The 24531-nt window shown below is 61.2% G+C and carries 20 protein-coding genes and 2 tRNA genes; 2 read left to right on the top strand and 20 right to left on the bottom strand.

Going from position 1 to position 24531, the window contains the following annotated elements:
- Positions 1-179: 179 nt before the first annotated feature.
- The 9 genes from alr to rnr all read right to left on the bottom strand — a co-directional run bounded on the left by alr (position 180) and on the right by rnr (position 10756).
- A complete protein-coding gene (gene alr / locus NA637_RS13635; protein WP_256072903.1) occupies positions 180-1256 on the bottom strand; it encodes an alanine racemase in 1077 nt (358 codons plus the stop codon).
- Positions 1257-1334: 78 nt separating this feature from the next.
- Entirely contained in the window at positions 1335-2729 is a 1395-nt protein-coding gene (gene dnaB, locus NA637_RS13630) for a replicative DNA helicase (protein ID WP_256072901.1), read from the bottom strand.
- Between the two features lie 110 nt (positions 2730-2839).
- Positions 2840-3286 (bottom strand): 50S ribosomal protein L9, encoded by a 447-nt coding sequence (rplI, locus tag NA637_RS13625; protein WP_256072899.1) that lies wholly within the window; start codon positions 3284-3286, stop codon positions 2840-2842.
- Positions 3287-3306: 20 nt separating this feature from the next.
- Positions 3307-4200, bottom strand: a complete 894-nt coding sequence (locus tag NA637_RS13620; protein WP_256072897.1) for a hypothetical protein — start codon at positions 4198-4200, stop codon at positions 3307-3309.
- A 34-nt stretch (positions 4201-4234) separates the two neighbouring features.
- Positions 4235-4465 carry a 30S ribosomal protein S18 gene (gene rpsR / locus NA637_RS13615; protein ID WP_256072895.1) on the bottom strand — a complete coding sequence of 77 codons (231 nt, stop codon included), beginning with the start codon at positions 4463-4465 and terminating at the stop codon, positions 4235-4237.
- A gap of 28 nt (positions 4466-4493) precedes the next feature.
- Positions 4494-4916: a 30S ribosomal protein S6 gene (rpsF, locus tag NA637_RS13610; RefSeq protein ID WP_256072893.1), complete on the bottom strand. Its 423-nt coding sequence runs from the start codon at positions 4914-4916 to the stop codon at positions 4494-4496.
- Between the two features lie 190 nt (positions 4917-5106).
- Positions 5107-7272: a PAS domain-containing sensor histidine kinase gene (locus NA637_RS13605; protein ID WP_256072891.1), complete on the bottom strand. Its 2166-nt coding sequence runs from the start codon at positions 7270-7272 to the stop codon at positions 5107-5109.
- Between the two features lie 194 nt (positions 7273-7466).
- On the bottom strand, positions 7467-8222 hold the full coding sequence (rlmB, locus tag NA637_RS13600) for a 23S rRNA (guanosine(2251)-2'-O)-methyltransferase RlmB (protein WP_256072878.1): 756 nt from the start codon (positions 8220-8222) through the stop codon (positions 7467-7469).
- Entirely contained in the window at positions 8219-10756 is a 2538-nt protein-coding gene (rnr, locus tag NA637_RS13595) for a ribonuclease R (protein WP_256072876.1), read from the bottom strand. Before rnr ends, rlmB begins: the two co-directional genes overlap by 4 nt.
- A 204-nt stretch (positions 10757-10960) precedes the next feature.
- Here rnr and NA637_RS13590 point away from each other — a divergent pair.
- Both NA637_RS13590 and NA637_RS13585 read left to right on the top strand, forming a co-directional pair.
- A tRNA-Leu gene (locus NA637_RS13590) sits at positions 10961-11047 on the top strand.
- 102 nt (positions 11048-11149) lie between these two features.
- A tRNA-Leu gene (locus NA637_RS13585) sits at positions 11150-11236 on the top strand.
- 157 nt (positions 11237-11393) lie between these two features.
- Here the strand turns inward: NA637_RS13585 and NA637_RS13580 are convergent.
- The 11 genes from NA637_RS13580 to NA637_RS13530 all read right to left on the bottom strand — a co-directional run bounded on the left by NA637_RS13580 (position 11394) and on the right by NA637_RS13530 (position 24403).
- Positions 11394-12689: an adenylosuccinate synthase gene (locus NA637_RS13580; RefSeq protein WP_256072874.1), complete on the bottom strand. Its 1296-nt coding sequence runs from the start codon at positions 12687-12689 to the stop codon at positions 11394-11396.
- A gap of 75 nt (positions 12690-12764) precedes the next feature.
- A complete protein-coding gene (locus NA637_RS13575; RefSeq protein WP_256072872.1) occupies positions 12765-13952 on the bottom strand; it encodes an ATP phosphoribosyltransferase regulatory subunit in 1188 nt (395 codons plus the stop codon).
- A 283-nt stretch (positions 13953-14235) separates the two neighbouring features.
- The gene (gene hflC, locus NA637_RS13570; protein ID WP_256072870.1) at positions 14236-15108 is read right to left on the bottom strand and encodes a protease modulator HflC; all 873 of its coding nucleotides are present in this window, start codon (positions 15106-15108) and stop codon (positions 14236-14238) included.
- Positions 15108-16283, bottom strand: a complete 1176-nt coding sequence (gene hflK / locus NA637_RS13565) for an FtsH protease activity modulator HflK (RefSeq protein ID WP_256072868.1) — start codon at positions 16281-16283, stop codon at positions 15108-15110. The genes hflC and hflK overlap by 1 nt, the downstream gene beginning before the upstream one ends.
- Before the next feature lie 79 nt (positions 16284-16362).
- The gene (hflX, locus tag NA637_RS13560; protein ID WP_256072866.1) at positions 16363-17682 is read right to left on the bottom strand and encodes a ribosome rescue GTPase HflX; all 1320 of its coding nucleotides are present in this window, start codon (positions 17680-17682) and stop codon (positions 16363-16365) included.
- A gap of 12 nt (positions 17683-17694) precedes the next feature.
- The gene (gene hfq / locus NA637_RS13555; RefSeq protein ID WP_256072853.1) at positions 17695-17949 is read right to left on the bottom strand and encodes an RNA chaperone Hfq; all 255 of its coding nucleotides are present in this window, start codon (positions 17947-17949) and stop codon (positions 17695-17697) included.
- Positions 17950-18034: 85 nt separating this feature from the next.
- On the bottom strand, positions 18035-19006 hold the full coding sequence (gene miaA, locus NA637_RS13550) for a tRNA (adenosine(37)-N6)-dimethylallyltransferase MiaA (RefSeq protein WP_256072841.1): 972 nt from the start codon (positions 19004-19006) through the stop codon (positions 18035-18037).
- A 126-nt stretch (positions 19007-19132) separates the two neighbouring features.
- The gene (mutL, locus tag NA637_RS13545; protein ID WP_256072839.1) at positions 19133-21010 is read right to left on the bottom strand and encodes a DNA mismatch repair endonuclease MutL; all 1878 of its coding nucleotides are present in this window, start codon (positions 21008-21010) and stop codon (positions 19133-19135) included.
- A complete protein-coding gene (locus NA637_RS13540; protein WP_272889035.1) occupies positions 21007-22428 on the bottom strand; it encodes an N-acetylmuramoyl-L-alanine amidase in 1422 nt (473 codons plus the stop codon). Before NA637_RS13540 ends, mutL begins: the two co-directional genes overlap by 4 nt.
- A 17-nt stretch (positions 22429-22445) precedes the next feature.
- A complete protein-coding gene (gene tsaE, locus NA637_RS13535; RefSeq protein WP_256072837.1) occupies positions 22446-22916 on the bottom strand; it encodes a tRNA (adenosine(37)-N6)-threonylcarbamoyltransferase complex ATPase subunit type 1 TsaE in 471 nt (156 codons plus the stop codon).
- The gene (locus tag NA637_RS13530; protein WP_256072834.1) at positions 22904-24403 is read right to left on the bottom strand and encodes an NAD(P)H-hydrate dehydratase; all 1500 of its coding nucleotides are present in this window, start codon (positions 24401-24403) and stop codon (positions 22904-22906) included. Before NA637_RS13530 ends, tsaE begins: the two co-directional genes overlap by 13 nt.
- Between the last annotated feature and the right edge of the window lie 128 nt (positions 24404-24531).

The following is a 24531-nucleotide window of genomic DNA, read 5'->3' as shown; positions in this document are numbered from 1 at the left end:
AGGCTGGAGGCTGGAGGCTGGAGGCTGGAGGCTGGAGGCTGGAGGCTGGAGGCTGGAGGCTGGAGGCTGGAGGCTGGAGAGTGTGGCCGATTGTCCGGAGTGGCTGTCAAGCTTTGGCCTGTAGCATGAAGCGGGCTCTTACCGTCCAGCCGTCCAGCCTCCAGCGCTTTTGTCGACTTTTAACCTACATACCGCCGCGGCACGCGCTGGGTAACCTTGGTCAGCAGCTCGTAGCCGATGGTGCCGCAGGCCTGCGCCAGTTCGTCGACGGGGATCTGATTGCCCCATAACTCCACTGCATCACCAAGGCTTGCGGGCGGCAGATCGGTGATGTCGATCGTGAGCATGTCCATCGAGACCCGACCAGCCAGCGGAACACGCTGGCCCCGGATCGCCACGCACGTCCCGGGCGGCGCGGTGCGCGGATACCCATCGGCATAACCACAACTGACCGTGGCGATGCGCGAAGGCCGCTGCGCGACCCAGCCGGCCCCGTAGCCAACGCACTCGCCCACGGCAACCTCGCGGATTGCGATGATCGCAGCGGTTAACGTCATAACAGGCTTGAGGCCAAGCGTTTCCGCGCTCAAATCGGCGAATGGCGAAGCACCGTACAGCATGATCCCGGGGCGCAGCCAATCCATGTGTGCCGCAGACATGGTCAGAACAGCGGCGGAGTTGGCGAATGAGCGGTTGTCGAATTCGAGATCCAGCAGACCAGTGAATTGCTCCAGCTGCGCCTCGTTGAGTGGATGGCCCCGCTCATCGGCACAGGCGAAATGGCTCATCAAATTGAGTTCTGCAACCTGCGCCGCGCCTTGCAGGCGAGCATGGGCGTGGCGCAATGCATCGGCGCTGAAACCTAAGCGGTGCATACCGGAGTCGAGCTTCAGCCACAGATTCAACGGCCGCTCGATATGTGCAGCCAGCAGCGCGTCCAGCTGAGCTTCGCCTTGAACGGCGACGTCCAACCCAAGCTCGGCCGCTGCCACATATTCGCTCGGCTCGAAGCAGCCTTCGAGTAACAATAGCCGCGCGTTCGAATCGACCGATCGAACCTGCTCCGCCTCTTCCAGCGACGCCACGGCGAACCCGTCCGCCACCTCGCGCAGACACTCGACTGCCGCGGGCGAACCATGCCCGTAAGCGTCAGCCTTGACCACGGCGAAGGCCTTGCGCCCGGGAGCGCACTGTCTGGCCAGCTGATAGTTGTGACGAAGCGCGGCAAGATCGACCGTAGCAACCAGGGGACGCATGGAAAGCCCTTCAGGACAGGAGTGAGCCGTTATTGTCCGGCGCTTTCTGTCAGGCCCGCAAGCGGCTGGGCATCTCGGTTATTGGTCATCGAACTGGTAACTGCCCGGCGCCAGGTTCTCGAAGCGAGAGTATTTACCAAGGAACGCCAGACGCGTGGTCCCGATCGGACCGTTACGCTGCTTGCCGATGATGATTTCGGCGACGCCCTTGTATTCCGTTTCGGGGTGATAAACCTCGTCCCGGTAGACGAACATGATGATGTCGGCGTCCTGCTCGATAGCGCCGGATTCACGAAGGTCCGAGTTGATCGGACGCTTGTTGGGGCGCTGTTCAAGCGAGCGGTTGAGCTGGGACAGCGCGATGACCGGGCAATTGAATTCCTTGGCCAGGCCTTTCAGCGAGCGGGAGATCTCGGAAATCTCATTGGTTCGGTTGTCGCCACTGGAACCAGGAACCTGCATCAACTGCAGGTAGTCGACCATGATCATGCCGATTTCGCCATGCTCCCGGGCCAGACGTCGCGTGCGCGCGCGCATTTCCGAAGGCGAAATACCGGCGGTATCGTCGATGAACAGTTTGCGATCGTTGAGCAGGTTGACCGCCGAGGTCAGCCGCGGCCAGTCGTCGTCGCTGAGCTTACCGGTCCGCACCTTGGTCTGATCGATCCGGCCAAGGGAGGCCAGCATACGAATCACGATGGAGTCGGCAGGCATTTCCAGCGAGAAGACCAGGATCGCCTTGTCGGAGCGCAAGGCGGCGTTCTCCACCAAGTTCATCGCGAAGGTGGTCTTGCCCATGGAAGGACGACCGGCCACGATGATCAGGTCAGCCGGCTGCAGGCCGCTGGTCGCCTCGTCCAGATCGGCAAAGCCGGTCGACAGGCCGGTAATGGCCTCGCCCGCATTGAACAGCGAGTCGATCCGGTCGATGGCCTTGACCAGAATGTCATTGATGCCTACCGGCCCACCGGTATTGGGCCGCGCTTCGGCGATCTGGAAGATCAGCCGCTCGGCTTCGTCGAGGATCTCGTCCCCCGTACGTCCTTGCGGTGCGTAGGCGCTGTCAGCGATATCATTACTGATGCCGATCAACTGACGCAAAGTCGCGCGCTCACGAATGATCTGCGCGTAGGCCTTGATGTTCGCAACCGACGGGGTGTTTTTTGCGAGCTCACCCAGATACGCCAGCCCGCCGACCTGCGGCAGATGCCCTTCTTTATCCAGCTGCTCGGAAAGCGTCACCACGTCGAACGGGAAGTTGCGCTCGGCGAGGGTGAAAATCGCGCGAAAGATAAGTCGGTGGTCATGGCGGTAGAAATCGCCATCCGACACCTGGTCCAGCACGCGCTCCCACGCATTGTTGTCCAGCATCAAGCCGCCCAGCACGGCCTGTTCGGCCTCGATGGAATGTGGCGGCACCTTGAGCGCTGCGGTTTCCAGGTCGTATTGCCGGGGCACACTGATGTCGTTCATGGCACTCGAAATTCTTGGCATTCAGAAAAAACAAAGGGCACGTTCCACTCGCGTGGAAACGTGCCCGATGGTAACCGTCAGGCACCAGAGGTGCCAGACGGTAGCTGGTATCAGCCAGCGATCACGATCAGCTTTACGGTCGCTTCAACGTCGGTGTGCAGGTGCACAGCAACGTCGTACTCACCAATCTGACGGATGGTGCCGTTTGGCAGACGGATTTCGCTCTTCGCCACTTCCACGCCAGAGGCGGTCAGCGCGTCAGCGATGTCGTGAGTACCGATGGAACCGAACAGCTTGCCTCCATCGCCCGCGGTAGCGGTGATGGTGACTTCCAGTTCAGCCAGCTGAGCAGCGCGAGTTTCGGCAGAAGCCTTGCGATCAGCAGCAGCTTGTTCCAGATCAGCACGGCGAGCTTCAAACTCGGCGACGTTGGCGGCAGTTGCAGCAGTAGCCTTGCGCTGCGGCAGCAGATAGTTGCGGCCGTAACCAGACTTGACGTTTACCTTGTCGCCCAGGTTGCCCAGGTTTGCGACTTTTTCCAGCAGGATGACTTCCATTTGAGTCTTACCTCTTTAACTTAACCTTCACCGTTCGCAGGTCCGGCATCGTCATCACGAGATGCCCGACCGCGAAAATCAAACAAGCTGTCGACAATGGCCACAACGGCCAGTAACGGATAAATCAACTGCATGAACAGCACCAGCGTGACGTAGAGACCCACCAGCCAGAACCGAGACATCCGATTCTTTGCGACCAGCCCGTGCATCAGCGCGATGCCGGCAAACACCAGCGGAACACTGCACAACGGTGCCAGCATCGCCACCTGCACACCGAGACTCGGTCCCAGCAGCATAGCCATCAACAACACCATCGCAGGCAACGCTGAGAAGCGCAGCGACCGGAACTCGAGACCAAAGCCACCGGGGTTGTACAACAATGCCTGCCAGTACCGACCGAGCATCAGACTGAGCAGCGTGGTGATCTGCAGTAGCCCTGCCAATAAACCGGTCAGAACCGGTGCCAGCAATGCTCCCAACCGGGCCTGCTCATCCACCGAAAGCTGCTGATAGACATCCGACAACATGTCGGGTAGTACTTTCTGCAACTCGGTGGCGAGTGCCGCAATTGGCTCGCCAAAAACCATTCCCAGCGCCCAGGCATACAACAACCCGAGCCCTACGCTACACAGCATCACCCGGGACCAGGAGCCCTGGTTGCGCAACAACAGCGCTAACCCGAACGACCCCAGCAGCACCAGCAATGTCCGCGGATCACCGAAATACCACCAGACCAGCGCGGGCAATACAGCCCATACCAATACGCCCAGTGCGTCATTCAACCCGCGACGCAGCAACACCAGGCTTCCCGCCGCAGCAGACAACCAGAACAACATCGGCAGCGCTGCAGAGCCAGCCACAACAACAATTGCCTGCATACGGCCGCGCATGATGAACTCAGCCAGGGCGCGCATGCGATCTATCCTTTACGTCTGTCTAACAGTTCGATTAACGGCCGTGGCTGTCGGTGTAGGGCAGCAGGGCCAGGAAGCGGGCGCGCTTGACAGCGGTAGCCAGCTGGCGCTGATAGCGTGCTTTGGTTCCGGTGATACGGCTAGGAACGATCTTGCCGGTTTCGGAAATGTAGGCCTTCAGCGTATTGAGATCCTTGTAGTCGATCTCTTTCACGTTTTCTGCAGTGAAACGGCAGAACTTACGACGACGGAAAAAACGTGCCATGAAATAGGCTCCTCAATAGGTCCGTGGATTACTCGTCAGCGTTGTTGTCGCGGCTGTCACTGTTACTGTCATTGTCACTGGCAGAGTCAGATTCAGGGCGATCACGACGCTCACGGCGCTCGCTACGGTTTTCCTCAGCCTTCAGCATCTCGGACTGTTCAGTCACGGCTTCGTCGCGACGGATGACCAGATTACGGATGACGGCGTCGTTGTAGCGGAAGTTGTCTTCCATCTCAGCCAGTGCCTTACCGCTGCACTCAACGTTCAGCATCACGTAGTGGGCCTTGTGGACGTTGTTGATGGCGTAAGCCAGCTGACGACGACCCCAGTCTTCCAGACGATGGATCTTGCCACCGTCCTCTTCGATCAGCTTGGTGTAACGCTCCACCATGCCGCCAACCTGCTCGCTCTGGTCGGGGTGGACCAGAAAGATGATTTCGTAATGACGCATTGTTGCTCCTTACGGGTTGCAGCCTGCCGCACAACGCGGATCAGGCAAGGAGTGAATCAGTTATGTTGACTTGCCAGCCAGAGAGGCGCGCAAACGCCTGCCATCCGGGCAAGGGGCGCAATTCTAGAGAAGCCCGGACGACCGCGCAAGGCGATTTGGTGAATAGGGTGAATAGTTAACCAACCAACGGCTAGCTACGCCCTGCGATGGCCCGTTCGGCCTGAATGCTTTCGAGCAACGATCTGACCTGGTGGATATCGTAGGGCTTGAGCATGATGCGCAGGTCGTCCAGCCCCACGTCCCGCGCATCGACGGCGTAGCCCGAAGCAATGACGACACTCAGGCTGGCATCGCGCGACCTGGCCTCACGGACCAGCTCGAGACCGCTCATGCCAGCCAGGCCGACATCGGTAAGCAGCACGTCGAATGGATGCTGCCCGAGCTGCTTCAGCGCAGCCTCGGCCGACTCGCAGAGGCTGACCTGGTGCCCCAGCTCGTCCATGACTTCTCCGGTGAGCATGCGCAGCGTCGGATCATCCTCGACGAACAGAATTCTCAGGCCTGACGCGCATGTCGGCTCGATCTGCCCGGATGAAACTGTTGCCGAGTCGCACTGTTCTGAAATCGCTGCTACACGCGCCCCCTGCTGCTCCAGCGCATCGCGGCTCGGCAGGTAGACCCGGACCGACGTACCCTCGCCTTCGTTGCTTTCCAGCACAACGAATCCGCCGCTCTGCTTGACGAAGCCATAGACCATGCTCAAACCAAGGCCAGACGCATTGTGGTCCTTGCGCGTAGTGAAGAATGGCTCGAATGCGCGCTCGAGGATGTCCGGGCGCATGCCCTCTCCCTCATCGATGACCGCAAGCTCAACGTACGGGCCGGGATCGGCGCCGGGCTGTCCCGCGAGCTGAGCGGCGTCCAGGCTACGGTTGCGCAAGCGCAGCCTAAGCGTCCCGCCATCGCCCATCGCATCGCGTGCGTTGACGGCCAGGTTGAGTATCGCCGCCTGCAGATTGCCGACATCGGCAAATACTGGCCACAGGCCTGATTCGACCTCGACATCAACCTGCACGGCGCGCCCCAGGGCACCGTTGAGCAATTCGCTCATCTGACCGAGCAGTTCACCGACATCCACAGATTGGGGCTGCAACGGCTGACGGCTTGCGAAGGCCAACAGCTGCGAGGCCAGACGAGCACCCTTTTCTACACCGCCCGCAGCCGACTCCAGCCGCCGCTGAGCCGTTTCGTCACCGCTCAGGTTGCGACGTAGCAACTGCAGATTGCCGCCGATGATCTGCAGCATGTTGTTGAAATCATGCGCGATGCCCCCGGTGAGCTTGCCGACAGCCTCAAGCTTTTGCGCTTGCATCAAGGCTGCCTGGGCGGTGCGACGTGCGGACTCGCTGTCGAGCAATTCGCGGCTGCGCTCACGCACCAGCTCTTCGAGATGTTCGCGATGCTCACGCAACGCCTGCTGGCTGCGATGCTGCTCGGTAACGTCGCTGCCAAGCACGAAAATACCGGACGTTCGGCCGTCGCGCTCGATGATCGGCTGAAACACCAGATCGACGTACACCTCCTCCGGTTCGGCACCTGGACGACGGTGTAGCAGTGCTCGCATGCCTCTGTCGATGTAGGGTTCGCCGGTGCGATACACCTCATCGAGGAGCGTGATGAAACCCTGGCCCTGCAGCTCGGGCAGCCCGTCACGCACAGCTTTGCCGAGCAGCTGGCGGTGGCCGGTAAGCTGTTGATACGCCTCGTTGACCAGCTCGAACACATGCTCGGGACCACGCAGAAAGCAGACGAAACCAGGCGCCTGGGCAAACAACCGGCGCAGCTGATTGCCTTCATCCTGGATGAACCGCGCCCGGGACATGATCGCCGCCTCGATCTGTTGCGCCGGCTGACCAGCGGACTGAGTCGAGCGCAAGGAGTCCTTCAGCTGCTGCAGCTCGGTGATGTCCACGGTGTGCTGAAGGATGGCGATGACTTCACCCTTATCATCCAGCAACGGTGTGTGCGTCGCGCTCCAGTAGCGGTCCTCATATGCCGCACCGTTGCCGGAGCTGACCGCGATCGAATAGCGGATAACCGGCAAGGTATCCAACGCCTTCGTACGCAGGACCCGAGCAAAGGAGTCGAGGAGTTCGTCGACATGAGTCGATTCGGGAAATTGCGGGTCGGCGGCAAACGCGTCCTGAATTCGCCGCCCAGCGATTTCCTCGATACTGCGTGCGGTGAGTTTCAGGTAAGCCGCGTTCGCATCCACAATCACCAGGTCGGGATCGAGCAACAGGTAGGCATTGGGCGAAACCCTGAACAGAGCCTCGAAAGACGGGCGTTGCGGCATACCACCTCCGTGATGCGAGCCTGGCGCTGGCCGCGATCAAAAGCTGGCGCCAGGTCTACGACCGACGCCCAGTCAAACCAGTAATAGTGACGGCTCGAGCGTCAGAATCAGAACGGACAATTGACCGCAGCGAAAACGATCCGTTTCCGCTACAGAGCAATGGTCCTAACAGAACAGGCCCGGCGAAGAAGACGCTAGCTCGCGGGGCGAGCCGAGCGCCGTTGACGCAGGGCCTCGAACAGGCAAACCCCGGTAGCGACGGAGACGTTGAGACTGCTGACACTGCCACCCATGGGCAAGCGCACCAGGAAATCGCAGTGCTCACGGGTCAGGCGCCGCATCCCCTTGCCCTCGGCCCCCATCACCATGACGATCGGCCCACTGAGATCCTGATCGTAAATCTCCTGCTCGGCCTCTCCAGCCGTACCGACGACCCACAAACCGCGCTGCTGCAATTTTTCCAGCGACCGAGCGAGATTGGTGACGGCTACCAGCGGGATGACTTCGGCAGCACCGCAGGCCACCTTGCGCACCGTAGCGTTCAGCGTCGCGGACTTATCCTTGGGTATGATCACGGCCAGCGCGCCGGCGGCATCGGCCGTTCGCAGGCAGGCCCCTAGATTATGCGGGTCTGTGACGCCGTCGAGCACGAGCAACAGGGGCGCGCCTTCGGTGCGATCGAGCAGCTCCTCAAGCATGGCATCGCCCCACACCTGGCTGGGACTGACGTCAGCAATCACGCCCTGATGCACGCCCTCGACCCAGGCGTCCATTTCGCGGCGCTCGCACTGGCCCACTCGAACCTTCGACTCGGCAGCCAGCTGGAGCAACTTCTGCACGCGCGGATCATCCCGCCCCTCCGCCAGCCAGATCTGCTTGACCCGCTTCGGATGATGGCGAAGCAACGCCTCGACGGCATGAAGACCATAAACCTTTTCCAGATCGCTCACGGTTTGGCCTTGCGCTTACGGGGCGCGGCGCCCTCGGGCTTCGGCGCGGCCTTGCCGGCGGCCGCCTTCGGTTTCGAGCCGCTGCGCTTGGGCTTGCTCTTCGAGGTTTTGCCTGCCTTGGCGTCGCCCAACAGAGCCTTCTTGATCTCACGGCTCTTGCGCACATCATCGCTGAGCGACTCATTGCCCTTCGACAAAGACGCATCAGCGCCTTTCCTGCCGCGACCGTCTTTACGCGCGCCGCGGCCGTCCGAGGCTCCGCGCTCGCCGGCTCCGGTCTTGCTGCCGCCGCCAATCAACTCGAAGTCGATCTTGCGCTCATCGAGATCGACACGCATGACCCGCACCTCGACGCTGTCGCCAAGACGGAAACTGCGACCGCTGCGCTCGCCGGACAGGCGATGATGCAACGGATCGAAGTGGTAGTAGTCGCCCGGCATCGCCGTCACGTGCACCAACCCTTCGACGTAGATATCGGTCAGTTCGACGAACAGCCCGAAGCCGGTCACGGCCGTGATGACGCCGGGGAAATTCTCTCCGACCCGGTCTTTCATGAACTCGCACTTGAGCCAGTTCACCACGTCACGGGTCGCTTCGTCGGCGCGGCGCTCGGTCATCGAGCATTGCTCGCCCAGTTGCTCCAGTGCGGCCTCGTCATACGGGTAGATGCGCGCCTTGGGCATGCTGGTCGCGCCCGCCCGGCGAACGTGCGAGGTGTCGCGCCTGGAGCGGATCACGCTGCGGATCGCCCGATGGATCAGCAGATCGGGGTAGCGGCGAATCGGCGATGTGAAATGCGCGTACGCCTCGTAGTTCAGGCCGAAATGGCCATGGTTGTCAGGACTGTAGACGGCCTGACTGAGGGAGCGCAGCATTACCGTCTGGATCACATGGAAGTCGGGACGCCCCTGGACGTGCTCCAGCAGCGCCTGGTAATCCTTGGGCGTTGGCCCCTCTTTGCCCTTGTGCAGGGTCAGGCCCAACTCGCCGAGAAATGCCCGGAGTTTTTCCTGACGCTCCAGGGGCGGACCATCATGCACACGATACAGGCCCGGAATGTCGTGATCCTGAAGGAAGCGTGCAGTGGCCACGTTGGCGCATAGCATGCACTCCTCGATCAGCTTGTGCGCATCGTTGCGCTCGGTCGGCTTGATTTCCGAGATCTTGCGACCAGCGCCGAAAACGATGCGGGTTTCCTGCGTCTCGAAGTCGATCGCCCCGCGGGCATGCCGCGCCTTGAGCAGCACTTTATAGAGCGCATAGAGCTGCTTGAGGTCGGGCAGCACTTCACCGTACTCGCCGATCAGGCGTTTGCCTTCAGCCGAAGACGGCTGTTCAAGCATGCTGCTGACCTTGTTATAGGTCAGGCGTGCGTGGGAATGGATCACCGCTTCATAGAACTGGTAATCCGTCATCTTTCCCGATTTGCTCAGGGTGATTTCGCAGACCATCGCCAGACGGTCGACATGCGGATTCAGCGAGCAGAGCCCATTCGACAACTCTTCCGGCAGCATTGGCACGACCCGCTCGGGGAAATACACCGAGGTGCCACGTACTTCAGCTTCCTGATCCAGCGCAGAGCCGACCTTTACATAGTGCGAGACATCGGCGATCGCCACGTACAGGCGGAAACCGCCGGAAAACAGCTTCCAGCCACTGAGCTTCTCGCAGTAGACGGCATCATCGAAGTCACGCGCATCCTCGCCATCGATGGTGACGAACGGCAGGTGGCGCAGGTCGACGCGCTTCTGCTTGTCCTTCTCCTCGACTTCCGGCTTGAGCTTGGCGGCTTCGCGTTTTACCGCCTCCGGCCAGACATGCGGAATGTCGAAGCTGCGCAGCGCAACGTCGATTTCCATGCCGGGCGCCATGTAGTTACCGATCACTTCGACCACGTCGCCCTGTGGCTGAAACCGCTGAGTCGGCCAGTGGGTAATCTTGATCTCGACGAACTGACCCGGCTTGGCACCCATGGAACGACCCGGCGTGACCAGCACTTCCTGCTGGATCTTGGGGTTATCAGCCATCACAAAGCCGACTCCACTTTCTTCCTGGTAGCGGCCTACGATGGTTTCGTGGGCACGACCGATGACCTCAACGATTGCACCTTCGCGTCGGCCGCGGCGATCAAGCCCGGCCACGCGAGCCAGACAGCGATCGCCATCAAACACCAGACGCATCTGTGCCGGACTCAAGAACAGATCATCGCTGCGATCATCAGGGATGAGAAAACCGAAGCCGTCGCGATGGCCGCTGATGCGACCGCAAACCAGATCCAGCTTGTCCACCGGGGCATAGGTGCCACGCCGGGTATAGATCAGCTGACCGTCACGCTCCATCGCGCGCAAACGGCGGCGCAGAGCTTCTATGTCATCTTCGGAGGATAATCCGAACTCTTCCACCAGCTGCTCACGGGCCGCTGGCGAGCCGCGCTCGCTCAGATGCTGGAGTATCAATTCGCGGCTGGGGATGGGGTTTTCGTACTTTTCCGCTTCACGCGCGGCCTCGGGATCGAGGGATTGCCAATCGGCCATTAAGAGATGTCACCTTTCATTCATTTATAAAGGCAGAACGCCCTATGTCTATTGAAGCGCGAAACGCCGTCCGACGGCAGCTTTCACGCGAATTATTTTTCCTTTGCTGGGCTTTACAAGGCATAACCTCACCCGTATAGTTCGCGCCCACAATGTCTGGTAGACGTTGTATCACGGAAACGACGAAGTATCATCGTTTGCAGTGCCCAGGTGGCGGAATTGGTAGACGCACTAGGTTCAGGTCCTAGCGGTGGCAACACCGTGGAAGTTCGAGTCTTCTCCTGGGCACCATTTATCCGATGAGACACTGGCGATAGCGAGCGTTTCACTGACACAAGGTTTGTCGGCCTTGACCAACAATCGACATAAGTCGGTGAGCAATCATCGCAATGTGCCCAGGTGGCGGAATTGGTAGACGCACTAGGTTCAGGTCCTAGCGATGGCAACATCGTGGAAGTTCGAGTCTTCTCCTGGGCACCACTCTTCAGAAAAAACCGAGCCACTGGCTCGGTTTTTTTGTTTCTGCCTACGCTCAAATACACGCAACAGCCCGCTAACCCTGATCACTTGGCCGCCATTTAGACCGCCGCGTGGCAAAAAAGACCGCCCGAGGGCGGTCTTTTGTTTCAAGCAGTGATCAGGCGTAGGGATGACGCAGCACGATGGTCTCGTTGCGGTCCGGCCCGGTGGAAATGATGTCGACCGGCGCCTCGACAAGCGCCTCGATACGCTTGATGTAAGCACGCGCGTTAGCGGGCAGAGCCTCGAGCGACTTGACCCCGACGGTGGATTCATTCCAGCCAGGCAGCTCTTCGTATACTGGCTGCAGGCCTTGGTAGCTGTCCGCATCGGTCGGCGCATCTACCAGCAGTTCACCGTTGCGATCCTTGTATGCGACGCAGATCCGAATGGTTTCCAACCCATCGAGCACATCCAGCTTGGTCAGACAGATGCCCGACACACTGTTGATCTCGATGGCGCGGCGCAGGATGACTGCATCGAACCAACCGCAGCGACGGGCGCGACCAGTGGTCGAGCCGAACTCATGGCCACGCTCGGCCAGACGAGCACCCACCTCATCGAACAGCTCGGTGGGGAAAGGACCGGACCCGACGCGCGTGGTGTAGGCCTTGGTAATGCCGAGGATGTAGTCCAGATACAGCGGACCAAAACCGGAACCAGTAGCAGTGCCCCCTGCCGTGGTGCTGGAGCTGGTGACATAGGGGTAGGTGCCATGATCGATGTCCAGCAGCGAACCCTGCGCGCCTTCGAACATGATGCGCGCACCCTGCTTGCGCAACTCGTGCAGCCGCGCCGAGACGTCGGTCATCATCGGCCGGAGGATTTCGGCGTAGCCCAGCGCCTCATCGAGCGTCTTCTGGAAATCGACAGGCTCGACCTTGTAGAAGTTCTGCAGAATGAAGTTGTGATACTCGAGCAGTTCACGCAACTTGACCGTGAAGCGCGCAGGATTGAACAAGTCGCCGATGCGCAAACCACGACGGGCCACCTTGTCTTCATAGGCCGGCCCGATGCCACGACCCGTAGTACCGATCTTGCCTTCGGAACGCGACGCTTCGCGCGCCTGATCCAGAGCGACATGGTACGGCAGAATCAGGGTACAGGCTGGACTGATGCGCAGGCGCTCGCGAACAGGGACACCCTTTTCTTCGAGCTTGGTGATTTCACGCATCAGGGCATCCGGCGCCACGACCACGCCGTTACCGATGAGGCACTGGACGTTCTCACGCAGAATTCCGGACGGAATCAGATGCAGCACCGTTTTTTCGCCGTCGATGACCAGCGTGTGACCCGCATTGTGACCGCCCTGGAAACGCACCACGGCCGCCGCCTGGTCGGTCAGCAGATCGACGATCTTGCCCTTGCCCTCATCACCCCATTGGGTGCCCAGGACCACGACATTCTTACCCATAAACCTTGTCCTCTTGGCGAAGCATTACCGGTCATGACCGGCGAAAACCTGAAAAACCTGTCTGGCACAGCCGCATCAGCGGGCCAGCGGCGTTACAACCCAGGAACCCTCTTGCAACAGTAGCTGCCGGTCACAGCCAACACCTGGCGCGGCATCACCCTGCTGCCCGTCCAAGGCCTGCACTACCCGCTCACCCTGCTCACGCAGCCGACGGATTGCCTGCCACAAAGCCGGATCGGTGCTGTACGGCGCCCAGACACCGGCCAATGGGCCGACGAGCTCGGCATTGCCCAGCCTGACCAGCGTCTTCAGGTCCGTCGAAAAGCCGGTCGCCGGACGCGCCCGGCCAAAATCAGCCCCAATGTCGTCATAACGCCCACCCTGAGCGATCGACTGGCCGACGCCCGGAACGAACACCGCGAAAACGATACCAGTGTGGTAGTGATAGCCGCGCAGCTCGCCAAGATCGAAATACAACGGCAGCTCGGGATACCGCATCGCCACCTGGTCGGCGATATGCGCCAGGTCTTCCAGCGACTCAAGAACCGGAGCAGGCGCACCGGCAAGCCCCTCGCGCGCAGCGTCAAGCGTCTCACGCCCACCGCAGAGCCGTGCCAGTGCGCGCAACATGCCCGCCAACGCAGGCTCGACACCAGCGGTCAGCGCTGCGATCTCGTCCATCGCCTTACGCTGCAGGGCATCGAAGAGGCGCTGCTCGGCATCCCCGGAGAGACCGGCGGCGCGCGCCAACCCACGATAGATACCCACATGGCCGAGGTCCATGTGCAGGTCCGGCACATCGGCGAGCAGAAGGGTTTCCAGCATCAAGCTGATCACTTCAAGGTCGCCGGACGTGCTGCTGTCTCCATAGAGTTCGGCACCCAGCTGAATCGGGCTCCGCGACGTGGCGAGGGCCTGCGGCTTGGCATGCAGGACGCTGCCGGCATAGCACAGGCGGCTGGGCCCTTCGCGGCGCAACGTATGGGCATCCACCCGCGCCACTTGCGGCGTGATGTCCGCTCGCAAGCCCATCTGCCGCCCTGACAACGGATCGACGACCTTAAAGGTCCTGAGATCAAGGTCCTGCCCTGCGCCAATCAAGAGCGATTCGAGAAACTCCACATGAGGGGTAATAACCAACTCGTAGCCCCAGCACTGGAAAAGATCCAGCACACGACGCCGTGCAGTTTCGATACGCGCCGCTTCGGGCGGCAGCACCTCTTCAATGCCATCTGGCAGAAGCCAGCGGTCTATCGTTGCCATTTCGCCAATCACCTCTCGATACGGCAAGCCTAGTCAAGCAGACGAACGCCGGGGCAACAGCCTGAGCCGCCCATCGGTCGCGTGCGATTGTGTTCGAACCATGGCGACAGCGCCACGCCCCACCAAGGGGATCAGCGTGGCTGGCCATGCCCGGACCAGCCTGCTACCGCCGGGGGCACAGACGCAAAAAAGCCGGGCTTTTCCCGGCTCGCAGAGCATAACAATGTTTCGCCAACAGGTCACCCGGCGGACTGCACTCAGCCTGCCGGACACCCCTGCGCAGTCACTGCGCTGTGGCGGATTCCAGATAACGGAAGAAATCGCTATTGGGATCCAGCACCAGCACATCTTCCTTGTTGGCGAAGCTCTCACGGTAGGCTTGGAGGCTGCGATGGAAGGAATAGAATTCCCGATCCTGCCCGTACGCCGCAGCATAGATGGCTGCCGCCTGCGCATCGCCGTCACCGCGCAGCTCTTCGGCCTCACGGAATGCCTCAGCCAGGAGCACGCGCCGCTGCCGGTCAGCATCGGCACGAATGCCTTCAGCCAGCTCCTTGCCTTTCGCCCGATGCTCACGCGCTTCACGCTCACGCTCGGAGCTCATCCGCTCGAACACGCTGCGGTTCACTTCGCGCGGGAGGTCAATGCCCTTGACTCGGACATCCACCACCTCAATCCCGAGCTCCTGCTGCGCAGCACGATTCAGACTGTTGGTCACCAGACTCATCAGCTCGTCGCGCTGGCCGGATACAGACTCGTGCAAGGTCCGCTTACCGAACTGATCCCGCAGCGCAGCTTCGAGACGGCGCGCGAGTCGCTCATCTGCAATCTGCTTCATGCCTGAAGTCGCCGTATAAAAACGCTCGGCATCGTCCACACGCCATTTGGCGTAGGAGTCAACCATCAGCGCTTTCTTTTCCAGCGTCAGAAATCGCGCCGTCGTGGTATCGAGCGTCATCAGGCGTGCATCGAACTTGCGCACGCTGTTGACATAAGGGATTTTCAGGTGCATGCCCGGTTTCACGTCGGGCTCAACGATACGACCGAAGCGCAGCAATACCGCTCGCTCTGTCTGGGACACGATATAGAAGCTGTTCCACGCCACGATCGCCAGCACCACACCCACAATGAGTGCGGTCAGGGATTTATTGTTCATTAGCGGACCTCCCGTGTGCGCACTTCACGCGGATCCAGCTCCGGAGGCAGCCTCGTAGTCTGCGTCGAAGCGCCTGACGCAGACGCCGCAGGGGACTGCGCAGAAGCAGCGCCGCGACCATTGATCATCTTGTCCAGCGGCAGATAGAGCAGGTTGTTCTGACCCTTCTCGCCGGTCACGAGCACCTTGCTGGTATTGCTCATGAGCTCTTGCATGCTTTCCAGATACAGGCGCTCACGCGTCACCTCCGGCGCCTTGCGGTACTCGGCCACCAGCTTGCTGAAGCGGTCCGCCTCACCTGTGGCACGCGAAATCACCGCATCGCGATAACCACTGGCCTCTTCCAGCATACGCTGGGCCTGACCACGGGCCTCGGGGATCACGCCATTGGCATAGGATTCGGCCTGATTCTTCTCGCGCTGCTCGTCTTCCCGCGCCCGGATGACATCATCAAACGCTTCCTGCACCTCCCTCGGCGCTGCTGCGCTTTGCAGGTTGACCTGCGTCACGATGATGCCCGTACCGTAGTTGTCAAGAAACCGCTGCAGGCGCTCCTTGACCTCAGCCGCCATCGCCTCGCGCCCTTCGGTCAGGACCTGGTCCATCGCCGTCGAACCCACCACATGACGAACCGCACTGTCAGTCGCATGCTGCAGTGAAGCCTCAGGTTCTTCAACGTTAAGCACGAACGCCTGCAGATCGCTGATCTTGTATTGCACGGTCAGAGGCACTTCGATGATGTTTTCGTCTTCGGTAAGCATCTGCCCCTGTTTGCTATAGGAGCGCTCGCGGGTAACGTTCGCCTGGAACTTGCGATCGAATGGCGGGAAATAGATGTTCAGACCCGGCCCCACGGTCTCGTGGTATTTGCCGAAGCGCAAAACCACGGCCTGCTCTTGCTCGTCGACGATATAGATCGCATTGAACAGCCAGACGGCCAGCAATACCACCAGACCAATCCAGACCAGCCCAAAACCGCCACGACGGCCGCCACCCGACGATCCGCCACTGCGCTTCTTGCCGCCGAACATGCCGTTGAGGCTGTCCTGTAGTTTGCGGAAAGCCTCATCGAGGTCAGGTGGACCTTTCTGACCGCCACCGCCGCGACGACCACCGCCACCACTGCCCCAGGGATCCTGGTTGTTCGAGTTGCCACCCGGCTCATTCCAAGCCATAGCGCTCTCCATTCAAATAAAGCTAAAGACGCGCCAGCGGCGCGTCCACCAATGCTACCGAAAGCCCGGAGCGAACGGCTTAAAAGCCTCCCGAGCTGTATTGCAAAGTGTGTTGCTCGAAAAACTGCTCCGCCTCAAGGCCCGCGCGACTGATGAGACGATGCAGTTCGACACGCTGCAGGCGCACATCAAGCAGACTGACACCGTCGTCATCATGGACCTCGGACTGCACCGCCCCGAGGTCGAACAACTGCGCACGCAGGCGCCCAAGTTGCTGCGGCAACCGAAGCGTCCCGACGAAGAGATCGTTACCGAGCAGTTCGGCAATGGCCTGCTTCAACAGATCCAAGCCCAGCCCCATCTGTGCCGAGACCCAGACCCGCTGCGGTACGCCATCAGCATTGCGCTGGATCTGCGGCTCGATGCCTTCAAGCAGATCCACCTTGTTGTAAACCTCCAATATCGGCAGCTCATGCGCGCCGATCTCGGTCAACACCGCCAGTACCTGTTCGATCTGCTGATCGCGCTCAGGCTCGTGAGCATCGATGACATGCAGCAGCAGATCAGCATTGCTCGACTCTTCGAGTGTGGCCCGGAACGATTCGACCAGCTTGTGCGGCAAATGACGGATGAAGCCCACCGTATCAGCAATCACCACTGGCCCAAGGTCATCCAGATCCAGACGACGCAGGGTTGGATCCAGCGTAGCGAAAAGCTGGTTAGCCGCGTAAACCTCGGATTCGGTCAAGGCATTGAAGAGGGTGGACTTGCCCGCGTTGGTATAGCCCACCAGGGATACAAGCGGAATATCAGCGCGTCGGCGGCCCCGGCGAGCCTGCTCACGCTGACTACGAACCTTTTCCAGCCGCTGCTTGATCTGGCGAATACGCACACGCAGCAAGCGCCTGTCAGTTTCAAGCTGTGTCTCGCCCGGACCGCGCAAGCCTATACCACCCTTCTGCCGCTCAAGGTGAGTCCAGCCCCGCACCAGCCGCGTGCTCATGTGACCCAGCTGAGCCAGCTCAACCTGCAACTTGCCTTCGTGCGTACGCGCGCGCTGAGCAAAGATATCCAGAATCAGTCCGGTCCGATCAAGCACACGACATTCGAGCGCTCGCTCGAGGTTGCGCTCCTGGCTGGGCGTCAGGGTGTGATTGAAAATGACCAGCTCGACCTCGCCGTCCCTGACAAGGTCATGCAGCTCTTCGACTTTGCCGCTGCCGATCAGAAACTTGGCGGAAGGTTGATGCCTGGCAACATTGACGAAGCCAACTGTTTCGGCGCCAGCTGACCGCGCCAGCTCACGAAACTCTTGGGGGTCTTCACGCGCCGCTGGATCCTGAGCATCCAGATGAACCAGGATAGCCCGCTCACCACCACCGGGACGTTCGAAGAACAATGAAAGCTCCCTTTATTCGTTACCCGACTCGGACTGTTCAGCGTCGCCGGCAGCAGGCAGGCGCACCGGACGGCCAGGAACGACAGTCGAGATGGCATGCTTGTAAACCATCTGACTCACCGTGTTCTTCAACAGAATGACGAATTGATCGAATGACTCGATCTGGCCCTGAAGCTTGATACCGTTGACCAAGTAGATCGAAACCGGAACGCGCTCCTTACGCAGGATGTTCAGGTAAGGGTCTTGTAGCGAATGCCCTTTTGACATGTGCCGCACTCCTTAGAGGGTCTTTTCATTAATATTCGAAATCGAACCCGGCCGATCAATGAGAATAGCCGGTCAAATAGCGCTGTCAGCTCAATATGGCGAGCCTATCCAAGTATTTCAATGCTCGCGGCAGATTGTCACAGGCCGAACTTTCCAGCCAGTGAACGCCCTCCCATCCCCTCAACCAAGTGAGCTGACGCTTGGCCAGTTGCCGGGTAGCAATCACACCACGCTCAGCCATTTCCTGCGCAGTGTACTTACCGTCCAGATAATGCCAGACCTGACGATAGCCAACCGCTCGCATGGACGGCAGCTCGGCATGCAGATCTGGGCGCCTGCGGAGAGATTCGACCTCTGCGACAAAGCCCTGTTCAACCATCTGAACGAAACGCCGCTCGATACGCTGGTGCAAGACCTGCCGTCGCGCAGGCGCCATGGACAACTGCGCGACAGTATAAGGCAAGACGCAGCCGTCTGGCGTGCCGGCTCCGGCTTTTTGCGCGGTTTGCCGGGCGCGATGCTCGGTCATGCTGATACCACTGACCCGATAGACCTCAAGCGCCCTGATCAGACGCTGCGGATCGTTCGGATGGATCCGAGCGGCTGATACCGGGTCGACTTCGCTGAGCTGGTGATGCAGCGCCGCCGCGCCTTCCGCCTGCACTTGTGCTTCGAGCGCCGCACGCACCTCAGCATCAGCGGCCGGCATATCCGCAAGCCCTTCGAGCAACGCCTTGAAGTACAACATGGTGCCGCCCACGAGCAGCGGAATGCGTCCTGCTTCGGTGCTCTGCGCCATCGCCACCAGGGCGTCAGCCACAAACTCAGCAGCCGAGTAGCTCTGCACAGGGTCTCTGATGTCGATCAACCGGTGCGGAAAGGCATCCAACAGTTCGGGGGAAGGCTTGGCAGTGCCGATGTCCATGCCACGGTAAACCAAGGCGGAATCGACACTGATCAGATCACACGGCAAGGTCCGAGCAAGCTCGATTGCCAGGTCGGTCTTGCCCGCTGCGGTAGGGCCCATAAGGAAAATGGCGGGAGGGAACGGGGTCATTCGGGATCCATTAAAAGCTGCAAGCTGCAAGCTGCAAGCGTAATCAGGGTGAAGCGCGGAGGTCGGGACCGCAAGCTGGCTATGCCGCTGTTACTTGCCGCTTGTGGCTTGACGCTTGCCGCTGCTCTAACGCCCCCTGAGGAAGAGCTTATCCAGGTCGGCCATGCCCAGCCGGGTCCAGGTCGGGCGACCGTGATTGCACTGGCCACTGCGCTCGGTCTGCTCCATGTCGCGCAATAGGCCATTCATTTCCGGCACGGTAAGGCGACGGTTTGCACGCACCGCGCCGTGGCATGCCATGGTGCCAAGCAGCTCGTTGAGGTGCGCCTGGATACGGTCGCTGGTGCCGTATTCAAGCAGGTCGGCCAGCACGTCCTGCACCAACCGGGTCGCTTCGGCCTGCTTGAGCAGGGAGGGAATCTGGCGGATCGCCAGACTTTCGGGACCCAGCCGCTGCAACTCAAAACCAAGCCGCTGGAACCACTGCACATGTTCTTCGGCACAGTCTGCTTCACGCTGACTGACGGCGATCGATTCCGGTACCAGTAACGGTTGACCACGCAGACCTTCGCTGGCCATTGCCGTTTTCAGCCGCTCGTACATGATCCGCTCGTGGGCGGCGTGCATGTCCACCAGAACCAGACCTTGAGCATTTTCGGCGAGAATGTAGATACCCTTGAGCTGAGCCAGTGCGTAGCCAAGCGGCGGCACGTCATCCTGGCTTTCCGGCAGGGCCGCAACAGTCACTTCTGCCAATGGCGAGAAGAACTCACGGTAGGCACCCTGCGCTTCTGCAACGTTGCCAGTCGGCATTGGCCGAGGCGCCTGATAGCCAGCGCCGGCACCGCGCCAGGCAGGCTGTGCTGCCGCCGGTTGACCCAGCGCACTGGCAGCGAGGCTCATTTCGTTCTGCCCGGCAAATTCTCCGGCATCGCGACCAGAGACCGTGATTACCGGCGCCACGCTGGCTGGCGCGGCCAGCTGATCCTCGGGACGGACATCGCCGAGCGCGCGGTGCAAGGTGCCGTAGAGGAAATCATGCACCATGCGAGTGTCGCGAAAGCGAACCTCATGCTTGGTCGGATGGACATTGACGTCCACCACTGCCGGGTCCACATCGAGGAACAACACGAAGGTCGGATGTCGACCATTGAACAACACGTCGCGGTACGCCTGCCGCACGGCATGGGCGACCAGCTTGTCGCGCACCATGCGTCCATTCACATAGAAATATTGCAGATCCGCCTGGCTACGGGAAAACGTCGGCAAACCGACCCAGCCCCAAAGATGCAGACCGGCGCGCTCAATCTCGACCGGCAACGCCTGTTCCAGAAAGGCCGGGCCGCACACCGACGCGACGCGGCGCCCCCGAGACGCAGGATCACTGGCCGGATGCAGCGCAAGCACCACCTTGCCGTTGTGGCGAAGATGGAAGGCGACATCGAACCGCGCCAGCGCCAGCCGCTTGATCACTTCCTGCAAGTGGTCGAACTCGGTCTTTTCGGTGCGCAAGAACTTGCGCCGTGCAGGCGTGTTGAAGAACAGGTCGCGCACCTCGACCGAGGTTCCGACCGGATGCGCCGCCGGCTGCACGCGCGCCTCCATGTCCCGGCCTTCGGTCTCGACCTGCCAGGCCTCGGCAGCATCAGCCGTACGCGAGGTCAGCGTCAATCGGGAGACCGAACTGATCGACGCCAGCGCCTCGCCCCGGAAACCCAGGCTCATGACACGCTCAAGGTCTTGCAGATCGCGGATCTTGCTGGTCGCATGCCGAGCCAGGGCCAGCGGCAAGTCATCGGCCGGAATACCACAACCATCGTCGCGCACCCGCAGCAGCTTTATCCCGCCTTGTTCAACGTCCACTTCAATACGGGTGGCACCGGAGTCGAGGCTGTTTTCCAGCAGCTCCTTGATCACCGAAGCTGGCCGCTCGACCACTTCGCCCGCAGCAATCTGGTTCGCCAGCCGTGGACTCAGCAGCTGGATGCGCGCCGCCTCGATCATGGCTGCGAGGCCAGCGTGGCAGCGGGAATGTTCAGCGTTTGGCCAACTTTGATCACGTCGCCTTTCAAACTGTTGGCGCTGCGCAACGCAGGCAGACTGATCTGATAGCGCTCGGCGAGCAGCGCCAGGCTTTCGCCAGAACGGACCACATGCTCGCGAGCCGCGCCGGCAATCTTGCCGGAGTCGCGCATCCAGGCAACGTAGGTGCCGGGTGGCGGATTTTCATGGAAGAACTGCCGCACCCCACTGTGGATGGAACGCGCCAGCGCCTGCTGATGGGCCGCAGTCTGCAGTTTGCGCGCCTCGGACGGATTGGAAATGAAGCCGGTCTCCACCAGGATCGAAGGGATATCGGGTGATTTCAGCACCATGAACCCGGCCTGTTCAACGCGGCGTTTGTGCAAAGGGGTGATCCGGCCCATGTTGCTCAGCACCTTCTGCCCGACGTTGAGACTGGAAGACAACGAGGCGGTCATCGACAGGTCCAGCAACACGCCGGCAAGCATCTGGTCCTTGTCGCCGAGGCTGACATTGCCGGCGCCACCAATCAGGTCAGACCGATTTTCGCTGTCGGCCAGCCAACGCGCAGTCTCCGAGGTCGCGCCGCGATCCGACAATGCAAACACCGAAGCCCCATAGGCTGACGACCGCGGCGCCGCATCGGCATGAATGGAGACGAACAGGTCCGCGCCCTTCTTGCGGGCAATCTCGGTGCGTTTACGCAAGGGGATAAAGTAATCACCGGTGCGCACGAGCTCGGCGCGGAAGCCTTTCTCGGCGCCGATCTGGCGCTGCAACTCCTTGGCAAGCGCCAGCACGACAGTTTTTTCATACACCTTGCCCGGGCCGATGGCGCCGGGATCTTCTCCGCCATGCCCCGCATCGATGGCCACGACGATATCGCGCTTGCTGCTTGGCAGTGGAGGCAACCTGATCGCCGGCAGGGTCGGCGATACGGGTGCGGTCGGGGTGCTCGGCGTGGCGGTCGCCGGAACGTTGGCAGTGGATGCCGCTGCCGCATCGGCGGCATTGTCGAACAGGTCGACCACCAACCGATGGCCGTATTGCTGGTTCGGCGTGAGCGTAAAGCTCTTTGGCGAAACCTCGGCGCTCAGGTCGATGACCACCCGCAAGGTGTCGGCGTCGTATTTCGCTGCGCGCAATCCGGAAATGGGCGTGTTCTGCAGCGGCAGCTGATCGAAGGGCCTGGCCAGATTGGCGCCATCGACATCGATGACGATGCGATCCGGAGCCGTCAGCGTGAACACCTTGTGCTGGACCGGGCCGGACAGGTCAAAGACCAACCGCGTATTGTCAGGCGCTCGCCACAGACGCACGCTCTGGACGTCGGAAGCCGCCAGGACCTGCATGGCCGCGAGCATCAATGCCAAACCACTAACCAGCGCGCGCATGCGCATACCCAACCCCATGATGTTCATTGATTGCCAACGGTCAGGATGGAACACCAGCCTTCACCGCGCTCGCCTCGTGGCGTCAGGCGCAGCATACGACCGGCCCCGTGCGGCGTAATGGTAATGTCCAGGTCAGCCTTTGGCAAAATGCCGGCGCCACGTTCCGGCCACTCTACCAGGCACAGAGCGTCCCTTTCGAAATAGTCGCGAATGCCCAGAAATTCCAGTTCCTCCGGGTCGACAAGACGGTAAAGGTCGAAATGGAACACTCGTGCAGCCGGGGTTTCATAGGGTTCGACCAGGGTAAAGGTCGGGCTCTTGACCTTGCCCTCATGTCCAAGCCCACGAATCAACCCGCGCGACAATGTGGTCTTGCCGGCGCCGAGGTCGCCGTGCAGATAAATCACGCCCCGCCCGCCGGTTGCCTGAGCGATGCGTGCGCCCAGCAACAGCATGGCGTCTTCGTCGGCAGCAAACAGCGTTACGTCAGACATGGCGAATGCGCCTCGAGCAACTGGCGGACCATCGGGATCAGATCGGCGGCAACCAGCCCTCGGCCTACGGCGCCAAGACGCTCACCCGCCACCGCATGCAGCCAGACAGCAAGGCAGGCCGCCTCGAAAGGCGCCAGCCCCTGCGCCAGCAATGCACCAGCCACACCCGCCAACACATCGCCGAGCCCCGCACTGGCCATGGCCGGATGCCCGCGATCACACAATGCCAGCCGACCGTCGCGGTCGGCGATCAGGGTTCCGGCGCCCTTGAGCAGTACGGCACAACCGAAGCGCGCAGCAAGCGCGCGCGCGGCGGTGGGCCGATCGGCCTGCACCTCGGCCACGGAGATTCCCAACAATCGTGCGGCCTCACCGGGATGCGGCGTGAGCAAGCAATCGCCAGGAAGCTCCACCGCGCCGGCTGCCAGCAGATTCAGCGCGTCGGCGTCCCACACTTGCGGCACGTGACATTGCGGTGCCAGCGACAGCAAGCTGCGGCCCCAGGGGCCCTGCCCCAGGCCTGGCCCGATCACCAGTACATCGGCCCGTTGGGCCAGCGCCGTCAATGCATAAGTCGACTCGACGCCGCTGCACATGATTTCCGGGCGCCGCACCAGCGCGGCGGTGACATGTTCCGGGCGTGTCGCCAGGGTCACCATGCCGGCACCACAGCGCAGTGCAGCTTCGGCACTGAGCAACGCGGCGCCGCCAGTGCCGAGGTCGCCGCCGATGACCAGCACCTGACCAAAGCTTCCTTTATGAGCAGTGGGCGAGCGGGGTGCGAGGGTCGGCAAGTTCGCCTCGCACAAGCGCAGGGCGGACGGCTCGATCTGGGCGACAACCTGCGCGTCGGCCTGCAGGTCATCGAATACCAGCGTTCCGATTCGATCTGGCCCTTGACCGGTAAACAGACCGAGCTTGAGGCCGATAAAGGTCACCGTCAGCTCGGCCCGCACAACCGCCCCGAGCAGATGCCCCGTGTCGGCACACAGCCCCGACGGCAGGTCGACCGCAAGGATCGGCAGCGCGCTTTCGTTCATTGCGCGAATGACGCTCGCGTAGGGTTCGCGAACCTCTCCGGTGATCCCAGTGCCTAGCAGCGCATCGACCAGCACACCGCGCAGATCGGCATCGGACCTCCAAGGCGTCACGCTGACGCCGGCTGCCCGGGCTTCAGCAAAGGCCTGGGCGGCATCGCCCTGTAATTGCAGCGGATCGCCGACTGCAATGACCCGAACCTGACGAGCGGCACGCTGCGCCAGCGCTGCGATCAGGTATCCATCGCCGGCGTTGTTGCCGCGCCCGGCCAACACGGTGATTTCCTCAACGTCCGGCCAACGTCGGCGCAGTGCGCGCCAGGCGGCATGGGCGGCACGCTGCATAAGGTCGAAACCAGGCGTCCCAGCCGCGATCAGCCGGGCGTCGAGCTCACGTACCTGAGCGGCAGCGTAGAGACGACTGGGAAGTGTATCGGTGGTCTGGGACATGAATCACCCGTGCGAATATCTGGCAGAATTATACGCATGCGCCTGCCCGGCCGCCCGTGGCGAGTCGGCGGCGGATTGATAGAAAAGATTGCCGCCCGAGAGCGAGCCGCGCGGCGGGTTCAACAGCT

Origin of the sequence: Stutzerimonas stutzeri (genome assembly GCF_024448935.1) — a bacterium.
In the GTDB taxonomy this organism is placed as follows: Bacteria; Pseudomonadota; Gammaproteobacteria; order Pseudomonadales; family Pseudomonadaceae; genus Stutzerimonas; species Stutzerimonas stutzeri_AO.
Note: the sequence above shows the minus strand (reverse complement) of the source record. Positions and strands in the feature narration are given on the sequence as shown.